Annotated in this window: 11 protein-coding genes and 1 tRNA gene; 8 read left to right on the top strand and 4 right to left on the bottom strand. The window is 39.6% G+C overall.

From position 1 onward, the window contains the following. Positions 1 to 45: 45 nt before the first annotated feature. Positions 46 to 1317, top strand: a complete 1272-nt coding sequence (purD, locus tag HXT48_RS02045; RefSeq protein ID WP_004108363.1) for a phosphoribosylamine--glycine ligase — start codon at positions 46 to 48, stop codon at positions 1315 to 1317. Positions 1318 to 1433: 116 nt separating this feature from the next. Here purD and HXT48_RS02040 read toward each other — a convergent pair whose 3' ends face one another. Then, the gene (locus HXT48_RS02040) at positions 1434 to 3503 is read right to left on the bottom strand and encodes an LTA synthase family protein (protein ID WP_004108366.1); all 2070 of its coding nucleotides are present in this window, start codon (positions 3501 to 3503) and stop codon (positions 1434 to 1436) included. A 310-nt stretch (positions 3504 to 3813) separates the two neighbouring features. Between HXT48_RS02040 and HXT48_RS02035 the strand changes: the two genes are divergently transcribed. The 5 genes from HXT48_RS02035 to HXT48_RS02015 all read left to right on the top strand — a co-directional run bounded on the left by HXT48_RS02035 (position 3814) and on the right by HXT48_RS02015 (position 10017). Next, on the top strand, positions 3814 to 5193 hold the full coding sequence (locus HXT48_RS02035; protein ID WP_012914357.1) for an alpha/beta hydrolase: 1380 nt from the start codon (positions 3814 to 3816) through the stop codon (positions 5191 to 5193). A gap of 1 nt (position 5194) precedes the next feature. Beyond that, positions 5195 to 7858, top strand: coding sequence for a bifunctional lysylphosphatidylglycerol flippase/synthetase MprF (locus HXT48_RS02030; RefSeq protein ID WP_421793129.1), 2664 nt, complete (start codon positions 5195 to 5197; stop codon positions 7856 to 7858). 113 nt (positions 7859 to 7971) lie between these two features. Then, a complete protein-coding gene (gene purE / locus HXT48_RS02025; RefSeq protein WP_004108375.1) occupies positions 7972 to 8436 on the top strand; it encodes a 5-(carboxyamino)imidazole ribonucleotide mutase in 465 nt (154 codons plus the stop codon). Further along, a complete protein-coding gene (purK, locus tag HXT48_RS02020) occupies positions 8420 to 9592 on the top strand; it encodes a 5-(carboxyamino)imidazole ribonucleotide synthase (protein ID WP_004108378.1) in 1173 nt (390 codons plus the stop codon). Before purE ends, purK begins: the two co-directional genes overlap by 17 nt. Positions 9593 to 9612: 20 nt before the next feature. Next, the gene (locus HXT48_RS02015) at positions 9613 to 10017 is read left to right on the top strand and encodes a Fur family transcriptional regulator (RefSeq protein ID WP_004106002.1); all 405 of its coding nucleotides are present in this window, start codon (positions 9613 to 9615) and stop codon (positions 10015 to 10017) included. Positions 10018 to 10304: 287 nt separating this feature from the next. Here HXT48_RS02015 and HXT48_RS02010 read toward each other — a convergent pair. Both HXT48_RS02010 and HXT48_RS02005 read right to left on the bottom strand, forming a co-directional pair. Beyond that, positions 10305 to 10377: transfer RNA gene (locus HXT48_RS02010), tRNA-Arg, on the bottom strand. A 79-nt stretch (positions 10378 to 10456) separates the two neighbouring features. Further along, on the bottom strand, positions 10457 to 11650 hold the full coding sequence (locus HXT48_RS02005; RefSeq protein WP_421793128.1) for an SLC13 family permease: 1194 nt from the start codon (positions 11648 to 11650) through the stop codon (positions 10457 to 10459). 255 nt (positions 11651 to 11905) lie between these two features. On the opposite strand from HXT48_RS02005, the gene HXT48_RS02000 reads away from it, so the two are divergent. Further along, complete coding sequence (locus HXT48_RS02000; RefSeq protein WP_421793127.1) at positions 11906 to 13657, top strand: acetolactate synthase large subunit; 1752 nt, start codon at positions 11906 to 11908, stop codon at positions 13655 to 13657. Between the two features lie 133 nt (positions 13658 to 13790). Here the strand turns inward: HXT48_RS02000 and HXT48_RS01995 are convergent, their stop codons facing one another. Then, positions 13791 to 14756, bottom strand: a complete 966-nt coding sequence (locus HXT48_RS01995; protein ID WP_012914360.1) for a nucleoside hydrolase — start codon at positions 14754 to 14756, stop codon at positions 13791 to 13793. 258 nt (positions 14757 to 15014) lie between these two features. On the opposite strand from HXT48_RS01995, the gene HXT48_RS01990 reads away from it, so the two are divergent. Further along, the gene (locus HXT48_RS01990; protein ID WP_012914361.1) at positions 15015 to 15626 is read left to right on the top strand and encodes an ECF transporter S component; all 612 of its coding nucleotides are present in this window, start codon (positions 15015 to 15017) and stop codon (positions 15624 to 15626) included. The last annotated feature ends 3 nt before the right edge of the window (positions 15627 to 15629 follow it).

The following is a 15629-nucleotide window of genomic DNA, read 5'->3' as shown; positions in this document are numbered from 1 at the left end:
GCAAAACAGTAGACAGCAAAATCTTAAAGCAATAAAGGATTAAAAATGAAAGTTTTAGTAGTTGGTTCTGGCGCTCGCGAACACGCTATTGCACACGCGCTACTTAAAGGAGAAAGCGTTGAAGAAGTAACTGTTGCTCCTGGAAATCCTGGTATTACAGCAGATGGCATTCAAACTGCAAACATAAATCAATCAGATCATGACGCTCTTATTAAGTTCGTTAAAGACAATAACTACGATTTTGCGTTCATCGGTCCTGAAGTTCCCCTTATGAATGGCATTGTTGACGATTTTGAAGCGCATGGAATTGCCGCTTTTGGTCCAAACAAAGCCGCAGCTCAAATTGAAGGCTCTAAAGATTTCGCAAAAAAGCTTATGGCTCGTCACAACGTTCCAACCGCCTCCTACAAAACATTTGACGCTTTGGAGACGGCACGCGCATACGTTCTTGAGCATGGTGCTCCAATTGTTATTAAAGCGGACGGTTTGGCTGCTGGAAAAGGCGTTACTGTTGCTATGGATGAGCAAACAGCAGTTGATGCTTTGGAAGATATTTTCGTCGATCATCGTTTTGGTCAAGCTGGAGCAAAAGTTGTTATTGAAGAATTTTTGCAAGGCCAAGAGTTTTCACTTATGAGTTTCGTAAGCGGAACTGATTTTTGGGTTATGCCTATTTCTCAAGATCACAAGCGTGCTTACGACGGCGACAAAGGACCAAATACTGGAGGCATGGGAGCTTATAGCCCTGTGCCGCAAATTAGCAACGAAACAGTTCAGCGTGCTATCGACGAAATTGTGCGTCCAACTGTCGAAGGACTAGCTAAAGAGGGTACGCCTTTTACCGGCGTGCTTTATGCTGGCTTAATTGATACAGCAACAGGTCCTAAAGTTATTGAGTTTAATGCTCGCTTTGGAGACCCAGAAACAGAAGTTGTGCTTCCTCGCCTTACTTCAGATTTTGGTGCAGCTATATGGAATATTTTGCGACATAAAAGCCCAACTTTTACTTGGAAAAATAGCGGTGTTACGCTCGGCGTAATTATTGCAAGCGAAGGCTACCCTGGCACTTTAGTTACTGGAACTCAACTTCCTCAAATTCCTGTTGACGAAAACCAAGGTCAGCACGTGTATTATGCAGGAGTAAAAAGCGATGAAAAAAGCGGAAAACTTCTTACTTCTTCAGGTAGAGTAGCTCTTGTACAAGTGCATGGAGACGACGTAAAAGACGCTCAAAACAACGTCTACAGCATATTAGATAAACTTAATCTTCCACACATGTTCTTTAGGCATGATATTGCAGAAAAAGCTTTAAAATAGTTTGTTAATTAAATATAGTTTTCATTAACAAATTGCAAATCAATAAGCCCCTCGCTATTTGAAAAATAATATTTATCAAATACAAACGAGGGGCATTTTAATGATCAAACTAGCTTTTAGCGCGGTAATTTCATAAAATCAGTATTACGCAAATAATGCTTTCCAGCAGTAATATCGTATTGTATTAAGCGATAGTCGTGAAGAAGTTGACGTGACTTCTTATCCATCTTAGACAAAATCATCGGATTACCATCGTTATCCAAATAAATTGATTGTCCTTCAGGAATTCTATCCCAGCCTTGAATAGTATTTACAACAGGAGGCTCCATAGCACTCACATGCTCATGTAAACGAGTTAAGAAAGCAAGATACGGGGAAACTTTAGCGTTCATATGTAAAGCAGCCTGAGAAATAAAGAAGTTAGGCGAAGAATACTTATTAGTACGATCTACATCTTTACTTGTATTAGAATGCTCTACATTTTTGTTTGAAGATTTTTTCTCACTACGCTCTTTACGCTCCAAAGCAACTTTATTTGACCAAATAAAATAATCAGTCAAATGCAAAGACAATGAATTCTTTTCATCTGAACTTGCAGTGCCGTAAATTCCTGGCAAATGGTCACCATAAAACATAACAGTAATAGGCTTATTTAGTTTATCTAAACTCTTCAAAAACGCTTGTGTTGTCTCATCAGTGTGCTGCACACCCTTAGCATACGTTTCAATAGAAGTTTTTTCATCATCACCAAGATCAGCGGCACCATCTTTAGAAGACGCTTCGAATTCATTATTCGCATACCAATCCCTATAAGGCATATGGTTTTGCATAGTAACAATTTGTACGAACCTAGGTTGCTTATGCTCTTTAATCTTTTCTAACGCACTCTTATATGCTGATGCGTCAGAAACATACGGTGATTTATCTATAACATCACGGTGAGCAATAACATCAGGTCCTTGCAATGCGTAGAACTTACTAAATCCAAACTTTTTGTAATTAGTAGCGCGCAAATACATGCTCGGCTCATACGGGTGGAAAGCTATAGATTTAATAGAATTACGAGAATCATCCCAATATTGATTAATAGTTGGAGACCATTGAGCATTAGGAACCAACTGCTGATACGGGCTAGTCATTGAAGGATCAAAATTAGCCATGCTCAAACCAGTTAAAGACATGTACTCTAGATTTGCAGTACCGCCACCATAACCAGAAGAAAGCATCAAACCACTATCCGTATGCTTCTTTAAATTGCTAATAAATGGTATTGGATTCTTGTTCAACTTCAAACCAGGAACACGAGTAGGATCAGAGAACGATTCAGACAAGATAAGAATAAAAGTATTATCGTTCATATTTGTTGTACGAGAACGATTTATACGTTTAGCTTCATCGTTATAACGCTTGTATACAGCCTTCATAGTTTCTTCACTGTAATCAGCCGGTTTATCCATAATTTTAGGATTTACATTACGCAAAAATGCCACAATAGCACCATTGCGTTGAGCGTCATAAACAGAATCCCACATAGCAGGACTGTCACCAAGCATTTTAGAAAAAACATTAGCCGAAGAGTCAACTGTGCCAACGCCGCCAATATACCAGCTTAAATTCCCTATTAAAATCAACGCAATTGCAACACGAATACCAGCAGAATAACGCCAATCTTTAAATCGCACAATCTTTCCATGATTTGTATCAAATATGTGTAAGCAAACAGTTGTAACTAAAAGCAAAATAAAAACGCCTAAAGCAACACCAATGACCATAGGAGCATTATCTGGCAAAAATGAAGCGACATTACCAGTGTTACTTTTTAAAAAGTTTAAGTCCGCAGGAAGAATAGTTTCATAACGAACATTTACTTTCATATATTCAATAACAGCAATAAGCAATGAAACACTTAGAATTATTGCACTTGATATCCAAAATCGGTTACTAATCAAAAGAATTAAACCGTATATCATCGCAACAACGAGCGCACTAAGAACAATAACGAAATTAAGTTCTTTCCAGGTTTTAGTTATTAATCCCCAACGTCCACCAGACATTGCAGAAGTCATCTCAACTCTTCCAGCGCGCTGCACACCCATTTGCACAATAATTACCGACATGCCGTCAATAACAAAGAAAAGAAATGCATACAGCCAATACGGAACTTTCAAGCGCAAAAATGACTTCATACTATCCTCAATAAATCACACACGTGCTAATTATTACTAATAATGTGCAAGTTTACTTATTGCTATCGTCATAAATTTTTAACAATGCATTGAAACAAGAAAAAATAGCAATTTTAATACTTAGGACTGATTACAATATATGTTTCGATATTTATTATTTAAATAGAATAAATAATAAAAAATAAAACAAATATTGAGGAAAATTTCAGATACTAGCATTACATTACTAGGTTGGGCAATTACTGTGCGTATATGTCGCTTAGATTAGTAACTGGTACGCAAATTAGACTAGAAAGTATAGGAGTCAAACATGCTGCAATTGGCAAAAGTGAGTCTTTTGCAAGGATGGCTACCAGTAAGCCTTTTTAGCGTAAATGGTATTTCTTTAGTCTTGTTGCTTTTTATGAAAACAAAACGCGGCAAGAAAATGTTCCACTTACTAATACAACTTGCAATAGGTGTCATAACATTTTTTGTCGGTGGAATAATTGCTTGGCTTATTTCTGACGTGTTTCTTGTATTCGAAGTAAGTCTTGGATGGCTCGTTATTTTTTCTATTGCATGCGGCTTCGGACTTATAGGTTTTGCAGCAACAGCATTTGTTTTCTTACACAAATGGAGAAAACTAGTTGCAGTAATAGCTATTATCTTGACGTTAGCAAGCACAGCTCTTCATGTAGACATGATTTATGGGGAATACACGACAATAGGTTCAATATTTGGAATGGGCGGTTTTCCAAAACTAGAAGTTAATAAGCAAAAATCCGCATCCTCTAGTATTAAACAATGGAGAGAGTTAGCAGCACAACAAAAACTGCCAAAACTGCCTAAAAAAGGTATTGTTCGTTCAGTTTATATCCCTAACACTGCTTCACATTTCAATGCCAGAATAGCAAACGTATACTTGCCACCTGCTGCACTTGTTAAAAAACCACCAAAACTGCCAGTTATGGTCATGTTTGCAGGACAACCTGGTAGCCCTAATCACTTTTTTGCAGCAAGCGATATTGCAAATACTTTAGACAATTACGCGAAAAATCACTACGGTCTTGCACCTATTGTTGTAGCCCCTGACCAAAATGGTGAATCTTCGCATAATTCTCTGTGTGCGGATACACATGTGTTCGGCAAAGCAGAAACATATTTAATTAATGATGTTCCTAAATGGATACGCAAACATTTGCCAGTAAGCAAAGATCCTAAAATGTGGCTTATGGGCGGCTTCTCACAAGGAGGCACTTGCTCAACGCAACTAGTTCCATCTCACCCTGATATATTTGGAAACATTTTTTCTGCCGGAGGGGAACTAGAACCAACATATAAGAATCGCCAAGAAACAATTAATCATTATTTCAATGGAAACACATCAGAATATGAGCGACATATACCTAGCGTGATAATGCGTAAAAATGCTCCTTTGAAACAAAATTATTACGCTATTGCGGGCTCATGGGATACTAAATCTCAAGCGAATCAGGCAACCATCGCACTAAGCGCACATCGCGCTGGAATGAATGTTATAACCATGCTTTCTCAAGGCAATGGTCATGATTGGCACACAGTAAAAGCTGGATTAAAAATAGCAATTGATCAATTCTGCAAAAAAACAGGTATTTCAAGCACTGCACCAAAACTTAATACCTACCAAAATGTACAAATTCTTATCAACCAGCAAGTGAATCGAGACTAATATGATGCTGTCTTTCTTTCATAAACGTTGTAAGAAAAATGATTCTGATTCTAAACATTCAGCAATTCGGCATACAAAAATATTGATGCACGATTTCATAACCTGGATGCAACATAAAGTTTTTGCATTAACGCTTACATGCATTTTTATTGTTATAAATTGCATACACTGGCTCGTATTAGCACTTATGCATTTTTATACTTATGGCACAAGCGCTACTCTTGCACAATTGTTTATGCGACATCATCATTCAAAAGGTCCAAGCCTATTCTTCGGGCACGGAAACGTCACAGAGCTGCTGATAAAAGTGTGCCATTCGCTTATTTTCGTAAATAATATGCCATCTCTTATGGTTAATTGTTTACTTGTTGCCGTACTTATTGGCGTTGCAGAAACTCGTATAAGTAGACTTAATATTATTTATATTGCAATATTTAGCACACTTGTTGGCATAATTGTAGGATTAACAATCATAGGTAATCTTTCAATCATTATTCGAAACATGCATTGGATTACCAAGATTCCTATTCGACTATCTCCATTCACACTGTTTATTGGCGCTTTTATGGCTTCTGCATCTTACGAATCTATTTTGTGGCGCAGAAGAACTTTAGTAATTGGATACGCTACTACTTCAGCAATGCTTCTTTATAGTGGAAATCCAGGCGATTATTGCACTATTATTGCAGCCCTTACAGGACACATCATCGGCAATATTATGAGCAAAACAAAAGGCGTTAGACGAAGTGTAAACTGGTGGGAAGGTACAGATTACGAAATTCGTAGGCTTTTTGCAGTAGCTCAGAGCATTATTGCATTAGGTCCAGTGTTGGCATTATCTTCACGCTCTCACGCAGGAATTCTTACTACTCTTGGTTTGTTTATGTCACCGCAACTAGGCTCTAAGACATGGCTTACGCGATGCATGACAAATTACAGCACAAATAATTGTTTTCTTCATTCAGGTCTACATCACGCTGCAATTGGCGAATTATGGATTCGCATTCTATTACCAAGCATCACACTGATGATTATTGCGTGGGGAATGTTACGAGGGCGTAGACTAGCTGCATTAACTTCTATATTTATAAACGCACTGACTGTGCTATATGCAGGAATGTATTTCACTGTTTTGCCTTTAATTGCCACAAAACAAAATATTTTGGAACATCAACATAATGCTGTTGCTGTTGCTTTTATGCTTACCGCTCTCCCACCATTATTGCTTACTATTTTGTTGATAATTAATTTAAAGCATTTTTCTGTTCATACGAGCAAACTACAGGCACGTTTGGGACTAATAGCAATTTTTATAGCATTGTATATAACTGGTGCTGGATATGTTGCTTTTGGTCTTATGATACCTGAAGAATTTACTCCATCTGCTGATATTTACCACTTATTGCGAGATCTACCAGGGCGCTGGATGCCTATGGGATTTGGAAACAGATCTAACGCAATGCTTCGCACTGAAACACCCCTATCTTCTTTACTAGCACAAAGCGTGGGCGTGATATTCTGGACAATATTGTTTATTGTCTGCTTTACGTGGTTCCGCAGCAGCATCTCTACAAGCGAAAACGATAGAAAAAAAGCAAGCTCATTAGTAGAACTTGGTGGAAACACAATGAGCTTTATGACGACTTGGGCGAATAACCATTATTGGTTCTCTCAAAGCGGGCAATCTGCAATTGCCTATAGACTAAATTACGGTATTGCGCTCACTCTTACAGAACCTTTTGGAGATGAAAAAGAGTATTCACAAGATATTCGAGGATTTATTAAATTCTGCGAACAAAATTCGTGGTCTCCAACATTCTATGCTGTGCACGATAAAACGCGTCAAGAACTAGAAAAACTTGGATTTACTTCTATTAAAGTCGGAACAGACATGCTAGTAGACCCTAATACTTGGCAGACGCGAGGGAAAAAATGGCAAGATATTCGTACAGCTATAAACAAAGCAAAACGAGATGGAATTGCCGACGTACTTACAACTTATAACGAAGCCTCTTGGGACGTACGGCAACAAATTGTAGAAATTTCAGAAGAATGGGCAGAGTTAAAAGCTCTTCCAGAAATGAAATTTACTCTCGGAGGACTTGACGAACTTCAAGATAGCCGCGTCAAAATTTTATACGCTATTAATGAAGACGGCAGGGTACTTGGAGTAACAAGCTGGATGCCAACGTATAGAAATAATCGAATTATTGGTTGGACACTTGATTTTATGCGTCACCGCACAGATAGTCCTAATGGGATTATGGAATTATTAATTGCTAGAATGGCAGAACGTTTAAGAGATGAAGGATTAGAAAACCCAGACTGTTCTGTAGAATTTATGAGCCTTTCTGCAGCACCTCTAGCTGGCATAAACGAAGACATATTGAACGAAAATGGTCAAAAATCTTCTAACGTTATTAATCATGCGCTAGAAATGATGTCTGACATTTTGGAACCAGCTTATGGGTTCAAATCGCTATATTTCTTCAAGAAAAAATTCCAGCCATCCGCAAGTTCCGTATATGTTTGCTATATGGATTCTGCAAAATTAGCTCAGATTTCACTAGCTGTAACTCACGCCTATTTACCGGAAGCTAATCCTAAACAAATACTAGAAATGGTAAAATCGTTGCGACCAAAAAGCAATGAAGCGAACAAATAATTTGTTAAGTTTTAGATAAACTTCGGCGAGTTCTCCCTAGTGTTGCGTAAAGTAACAAGTGCACGTCAGGGAGGTTCATCGTGTCAGAAGTAAAGCCAACCGTCGCTGTCGTAATGGGATCCTCAAGTGATTGGGAAACCATGCGTCATGCTTGTGAAATTCTAGATAAATTCCAAGTTCCGTATATGAAACGAGTTATTTCCGCACATCGTACACCGGAATTAATGGCAGATTTTGCGCATAATGCTCGCTCAAACGGTTTCCACATTATTATTGCTGGAGCCGGCGGAGCCGCCCACTTGCCTGGCATGATTGCGGCACAAACCACGCTTCCTGTTATTGGAGTGCCAGTACGCTCGCATGCGCTATCAGGCTGGGATTCATTGCTTTCAATAGTACAAATGCCAGGAGGTATTCCTGTTGCAACTACTGCAGTTGGAAACTCTGGTGCGACAAATGCTGGATTGCTTGCTGTAAGTATTCTAAGTACAACTGATAATCGTCTTGCTAAAGAACTAGCAGAATATCGCAATGAACTAAAAGAAAAAGTCGAGGAATCAAATGCCAACCTTATCTGAAGTAACTAATGGTGCTGTTGAACGTTTAATGCCAGGATCCACTATTGGAATTATTGGCGGCGGCCAGTTAGGGCGCATGATGGCTATTGCAGCTCGCCATATGGGTTTTCGTATTGGTGTTCTTGACCCTACGCTTGACTGCCCTGTGTTCCAAGTAGCAGATTTGCAGGTTGAAGCTAATTACGACGATCCTGAAGGCTTACGTGAGCTTGCTGAACGTTGCGATGTATTAACTTACGAATTTGAAAATGTTAACGCAGACGCACTTGATAAAGTTCGTCATTTAACCGCAATCCCACAAGGAACTGACCTGTTACGCGTAACTCAAGATCGCGTCAGTGAAAAAACGTTCATTAATAGTCATAAAATCGAAACAGCTCCGTGGCGTGAAGTAAATAATTTGGACGACTTAGATGCTGCTATTGACGAAATAGGCTTGCCAGCAATTCTTAAAACTCGTCGCGGCGGCTACGACGGTCATGGTCAAGATGTTTTGCGCACAGAAGAAGACGTTGCTAACATTCACCATCGCTCGGATCGCGGAGGAAAATTCCCTCCTTCAATTCTCGAGGGTTTCGTCGATTTTGCTTTTGAAGCATCAATCCTGGTTTCTGGAAATGGTAAGGATTTCGTAACTTATCCTCTAGTAAAAAACGTGCATCACAATAGTATTTTGCACATGACTTTAGCTCCTGCAGTAGTTGATCCTGAAGTTGAAAAAACAGCTCACGAATTAGCTTTGCGCTTAGCTAAAGGATTCGAACTAGCAGGAACATTAGGAATCGAGCTTTTCATCACTAAAGATAATCGCGTAGTAGTAAACGAACTTGCTCCTCGCCCTCACAATTCCGGGCATTATACGATTGAAGCTTGCGATATGGATCAATTTGAAGCACATATTCGCGGTATTGTTGGTTGGCCTTTAAAGAAGCCTAAGCTACTTTCCCCTGCTGTTATGGTAAATGTTCTTGGGCAACATGTGGCTCCTACACGTTCGCTGATTTTGGAACATCCAGAATGGCATATACACGATTATGGAAAAGCTGAAGTTCGTAAGAATCGCAAAATGGGTCATATTACTGTGCTATGCGATAATCCTGTTGACGCTGCTGCCGCATTAGATGCAACAGGCTGCTGGGACGACGAGCTAGACTAAAAACGACGAAAGGATGCGAAATGTCTAGTGAGCCTATGCGTAGACATACAAAACAAAAAGAAATAGTACTCTCCTACTTACGCGAGTCTCGTAATTTTGTTTCTGCACAAGATTTGCACCGAATACTCGCCAAAGACGGGGAGATTATTGGCTTAGCAACGGTGTATCGTCAACTTAATTCTTTAACTCAAAGCGGCGAAGTAGATACCGTGCGCTTTAATGGACAGCAATTATTCCGTATTTGCGATGAAAATACTCATCACCATCATTTAGTGTGCGAACGTTGCGGAAAAACCGTCGACATTGAGCCACCTGACGACGAAGGATGGATTCATAAAGTAGCTGAATCTCACGGGTACACTGTGGTGGATCATACGCTAGAAGTATTTGGCTTATGCGAAAGCTGCCGCGAAGAAGATAAGTAACCTGTACGCGTCTTAAAGACGCGTACAGACCTCGCTTGCGTTGAAAACACACCGTGCTTTGCACCCCGAGCAAGCTCAGCACTTTACTAAGCCCGAAATTCCAATAATTTCGGGCTTAGTAAGACACAAAACAAAAACCAAAAACAAACCCAACAAGAACACCCTGCACGCGTCTTCTTGACGCGCGCAGACCTCGCTTGCGTTGAAAGCACACCGTGCTTTCAACCCTAAACAAGCTCGGCACTTTTAAAAAGCCCGAAATTCCAATAATTTCGGGCTTATAAAAGTGCCCCCGACGCGACTCGAACGCGCAACCAACGGATTAGAAGGCCGTTGCTCTATCCTTTGAGCTACAGAGGCAAACAAATGGTTATTATACCAAAAAACTGTTATCAACGCGCCATAAAATTATAAATATCAAACGTTTATATAAAAATTGTTATTCAATAATCCACGCAAGTGACATCAACACTGCAAGAAAGAACACATTGACAATAGTATACGTGAGCAAATAACGCCCACGGTAATGCGAATACTGGTGCGTAATTCCCTTATAAGAAATAAGCGAAGCCATAGAAGCAATCAAAGTACCCATTCCACCAAGATTCGTGCCAATAATAAGAAGCTTCCACTGATCACAGAATCCAGAAAGCAGAATTGTCGTTGGTACATTACTAATAAATTGGCTTGAAGCAATAGAAACTTCCATCGGATGCGCACCAACCCACATTTGCGCAAGATCGCTAAATCCAGAAACTCGGCGCATATTGCCAATAAAAACAAAGAACATAATAAACGTGAGTGGCAAAGCCCAATCTAAAACACGGAATACGTGGCGGTCGCAAACAAGAAAAGCTGCAACCATAATAAGCACCATAATCCAGTCAGGAATCCATCCACTAACACCACACAAGCAAACGACAAACAGCAAACTATAAACAGTAACACGCCAGCGAGTAAAATTCATGCCATAGCCCATAACACGAATTTCATCAGGCTGCGGATGACCATGCGAAGGAGCCAACACGCTTTGTTCAATATCGTCACCATGCAAACCTGCAAACTGGTCAACTGTGCGCGATTTAAAGAATACGAATGCAAATACGATCATCAACAGTGCTGCTGTAATCGTATAAGGAGCCATAATCTTCAAAAAATCTTGCGTAGACATATGAGTCAACGCCTTTAAATACAGATTGTGAGCATTGCCAATAGGAGTGAGCATACTTCCAACATTGGCACCAATGGTCATAAGCGTAATTACAAGAATTGACTGCTTTTCAGCATTCGCCATTACGAGCACAGATAGCGCAAAAGGCACAAAAGTAACCAAAGCAACGTCGTTCGTGATCCACATTGCTGAAAAGAATGTTAACGACATAAGCACGAGCACCAAGCCGCGCTCAGTGCGCACATGCCTTAGCAAACGCGCACCAATAGATCGAAACACACCAATGCGCTGGAATCCGCACACAACCATCATAAGACACACTAATTGCGAAATAGTGTTGACATGAATATAACTCAAATATTGCGGATCTGGAGGTACAAAAAAACAAGAAATAACCGCTAAAATTGCGGCAACAATAAGAATGGTTTCACACTTGACCAGATTCAACAGCCAGCGCTTCATCATTCCTCCGTAACGCAATAGACACAATGGTTCTATTGTACTAGAAACCCAGTCCTACAATCGGGTTAAATTCCCGACAAAATCGTTGCAATAACAATAAATTAGCAACTATTAATAGCGTGATTTAGCCTAAAGTAGCTAACACAAAATTCCGCCCTTTTTTATGACACGCGCATCGCAAAAATTGCGTTTAAAGACAAGATTGCGTATATCATATTAAAACAAAGAATTTGTTGTCTACACAAGAAGCGAATTATGGCAGAAATACACAAAACAGAAGATCAGAAGCTTGAACAAAAACTTGCTCGTCAAAAGCATCTTCGTGAAAACCACAAGCGCAATACTGCAGATTTAGTTGTTGAATGCTTGGTAAACGAAGGCGTTGAAGTAGTATTCGGTATTCCAGGTGAGGAAAATATTCCGCTTCTTGAAGCAATTGAGCGTGATGGGCGCATTCGTTTTGTGCTTACTCGCCACGAGCAGGGTGCTGGTTTTATGGCAGCAACATACGCTCATATTACTGGAAAACCGGGCGTATGCTTGGCAACTCTAGGTCCTGGCGCATTGAATTTAACGCTTCCTGTAGCTCAAGCAAACGCAAGCACCACACCGCTTGTAGCGATTTGCGCACAAGGTAACGTTTCTAGGCTTTATAAGGAATCTCACCAAATTATTGATTTGGTTGCGCTCTTCCAACCGATTACGCAATGGTCTTCTATGATGCTTGCTCCAGAATCTGCGCCGGAAATGGTTCGAAAAGCTTTCTCTATTGCCGGTCGCAACCGTCCGGGAGCCACGTGCCTTGTTATTCCGGAAGATATTAGCGAAATGCCAGCACCTGACGACGCAAAGCCTCTTCCACTGCCGCATCCTTTGCATATTATGCCAGCGCCGGACACTATTGAAGAAGCTGCGAAAATTATTAGTCAAGCAAAGCAACCTATTATTTTGGCTGGAAACGGCGTTGCGCGCTCTCACGCTGAGGATCAGCTTCTTGCGTTTGCTGAGCAGCTTAATGTTCCAGTTGCAACTACTTTTGAAGGTAAGGGAGTTTTCCCGGATAATCATCCGAATGCGCTTGGAGTCGTTGGCTTCATGCATCGCGATTACGAGAACTTCGCGTTTGACACTGCTGATTTGATTATTGCTGTCGGCTTCTCAATTCAGCAGTTCGACCCGAAGAAAATCAACCCAAATATTGATAAAACTATTATTCACATCAATACTTTTGTGGAAGATACCGATGCGCACTACCCTACTGCGCTGAATATTATGGCGAATATTGGCCAAACGCTTAAAACTCTTACAGAAGTATTAAAGACACGCAACATTACTTTCGACGTAAGCCACCCACGTATTCGACAACTGCTTACGGAAGAATTACATTCTTGCGAAAACGACGAAAGCATGCCAATGAAACCGCAGCGCGTAGTTTACGATATTCGCCGCGCTGTTCCTGAAGGCACGAAGGTACTTGTAGATACAGGTGCTTTGAAAATGTGGATGGCACGCTTGTACCCAACTATGCACCCGAATACTTGCATAATCGACAACAGTCTTTCAACTATGGCTTGGACGCTTCCGGGAGCTGTTGGAGCTTCGTTTATTCGCGATAATTCCGGCAAAATTAACACGAAACCGGTTTTGGCTGTGATGGGCGACGGAAGCTTTATGATGAACGTGCAGGAAATCGAAACTGCAGTGCGCGTTGGCAGCCGAATGGTAGTTCTTGTTTGGGAAGATAACGCTTATGGCTTAATTAAGTGGAAGATGGAACTTCATGCAGGCGAGCACGAATACGTTGATTTCCATAATCCGGATGTGCCAAAACTAGCTGAAAGCTTTGGCGCGCGCGGTCATGCTGTTAAAAAGCCGGAGGATTTGTACAACATGCTGCGTGAAGCACTGAATCAGAAAAACAGTGTCGATGTGATTTCCTGCCCAGTCGATTACAGCGAGAATATGAAGCTTATTGAAAAGCTCGGCGATATTGACTTTAGTAACTAAAGTATATTTATACTGAAAATATACGCATTAAATATAAATACGACCGAGAAAGTTTGTGAACAACCATAAACAAACTCGGTCGTATCTAAATGTTATTTCAATATAGAAAGCATGTTGGTAAAAACAAATTTTGCTAATCTACAACATGCAAAGTACGATAAATGTAATTTTTATATTTTTCGGGATTAAGCCTACTACATATTTCAACATTCGGAGTTTTACCAGAGAAGAAATTAGCATCAACAAGAACTGAGCCATAACTTGGTCCAGGAGTTGCATCAACTTGGCAATAATATTTTGTGCACTCGCTTATACATTCAGGATATAACGCAGCGGCAACGGCAGATGGATCAGCCATATCTAGATAAGCATCCCCAAAACGGCTAACATTCATTTCCATTAATTCCCTATTACAATCAATAACAAACTTACCAAGTTCTCCACTTTTGCGAATATTAGCAATTTCTTGTGGATTCAGCATACATTCTCCCAAGCATGCGTCCCATCCAACAAACATAATATTTTTAAGACCAGAATCAACTAATATCTTTGCAGCTTCTGCATCTTGCCAAATATTAAATTCTGCTACAGGAGAAACATTTCCACGGCCTAAACCAGCAGATCCCATAACGACTATGCGACCAACTTTTTTCATCGCTTCATAATCAACCTTAATAGCTAGAGCAATGTTAGTTAATGGTCCTAATGCAATAATGTCTATTTCACCATCTTCACTGTTTCTCAAAGTTTCAATCATTTTCAAAACAGCATTACCATTACTTTCTTTCAAACGATGAGGAACTAGACCAATATCACCCATTCCATCTCTACCATGAGTTTCATGAGCATAAGCCAAATCGCGTAACAGCATGCTTCTGCTTCCTTTATATACAGGTGGCTCATATGAACCAGCATGCTCGATAGTAGTAAGCGTATTAATAGTCGCTTGTTCCATGCACACGTTTCCTGATACAGTGCAAAACATCAATATCTCATATCTAGGATCATTTAAAGCCATGGCAATTGCCATAGCATCATCCGAACCACAATCTGTATCTATTATTATTTTCTTTTTAGAATAAATTCCTTTATTTTCCATAAACTCTCAACATCCTATCAATTAATAGAAACTGTAGTTTCAGATGTAACTAACTTTAGCGTGCAGCTGAAGCAACATATACTGCAAGCATTATAAAACCAAATGTTATTTATATACGCAAGCGAGTATACGCCGTATATATGTCATATACTCGCGAAGATTTATCAAAAACACTAAATATTAATTTACAAACTTATAAAGGTATCTTATAATCCATGAAAAGATTATATTTGTAGTAATAAAATAGGAGGTAGTTGCATGAAACAGATAATTAAATCATTCAAGGAAGAATTTACTACTGCTGCAGTTGTCACAATACCATTATGTGTTGCTATTAATTATATTTCTGGCACTATAGCTGGCGTACTAAAACTACCTATTTTCCTTGATACTATAGGCACTTTATTTGCATGCATGGTTTTTGGACCACTTGTAGGAATAATAACTGGAATGCTATCTTCAATAGTTTCATCAATCACTATGCCAACCATGCTTCCATTTATAGTGGTCAATATTGCTCTGGCCTTATGCGCTGGCATTCTAGCAAAACATAAAATGTTTTCAAATTATATGAAAATTTTTATTTCTTCAATAATCATGGCAATAGTATCCATTATTATTGCGGCACCGATAGTAGTAATAGTATTTAGCGGGTTTACTGGCGGAGGATCATCTATGATAGCGGGTTTAATAACTGCATCTGGAGTGAATATTTGGATTTCTGTATTCTCTGCTGAAGGATTCTTTACTTGGGCTGATAGAATATTAACAATCATTATATGTTTAAGCGTTATAAAATGCTTGCCCAATAAATTACTGCTTCTTTTCCCATTAGGTTCACTTTACTTAAAAAATTCAGATTCTGAATAGTAA

Source organism: Gardnerella sp. KA00127 (genome assembly GCF_049244125.1).
Lineage (GTDB): Bacteria > Actinomycetota > Actinomycetes > Actinomycetales > Bifidobacteriaceae > Bifidobacterium > Bifidobacterium swidsinskii.
Note: the sequence above shows the minus strand (reverse complement) of the source record. Positions and strands in the feature narration are given on the sequence as shown.

What these genes read in the sequence shown, in the direction of transcription:
- HXT48_RS01995 (WP_012914360.1), bottom strand. Translation starts at nt 14,756, where the DNA reads ATGGAAAATAAAGGAATTTATTCTAAAAAGAAAATAATAATAGATACA.
- HXT48_RS02030 (WP_421793129.1), top strand. Translation starts at nt 5,195, where the DNA reads ATGATGCTGTCTTTCTTTCATAAACGTTGTAAGAAAAATGATTCTGAT.
- purK (WP_004108378.1), top strand. Translation starts at nt 8,420, where the DNA reads ATGCCAACCTTATCTGAAGTAACTAATGGTGCTGTTGAACGTTTAATG.
- HXT48_RS02005 (WP_421793128.1), bottom strand. Translation starts at nt 11,650, where the DNA reads ATGAAGCGCTGGCTGTTGAATCTGGTCAAGTGTGAAACCATTCTTATT.
- HXT48_RS02000 (WP_421793127.1), top strand. Translation starts at nt 11,906, where the DNA reads ATGGCAGAAATACACAAAACAGAAGATCAGAAGCTTGAACAAAAACTT.
- HXT48_RS01990 (WP_012914361.1), top strand. Translation starts at nt 15,015, where the DNA reads ATGAAACAGATAATTAAATCATTCAAGGAAGAATTTACTACTGCTGCA.
- purD (WP_004108363.1), top strand. Translation starts at nt 46, where the DNA reads ATGAAAGTTTTAGTAGTTGGTTCTGGCGCTCGCGAACACGCTATTGCA.
- HXT48_RS02035 (WP_012914357.1), top strand. Translation starts at nt 3,814, where the DNA reads ATGCTGCAATTGGCAAAAGTGAGTCTTTTGCAAGGATGGCTACCAGTA.
- HXT48_RS02040 (WP_004108366.1), bottom strand. Translation starts at nt 3,503, where the DNA reads ATGAAGTCATTTTTGCGCTTGAAAGTTCCGTATTGGCTGTATGCATTT.
- purE (WP_004108375.1), top strand. Translation starts at nt 7,972, where the DNA reads ATGGGATCCTCAAGTGATTGGGAAACCATGCGTCATGCTTGTGAAATT.
- HXT48_RS02015 (WP_004106002.1), top strand. Translation starts at nt 9,613, where the DNA reads ATGTCTAGTGAGCCTATGCGTAGACATACAAAACAAAAAGAAATAGTA.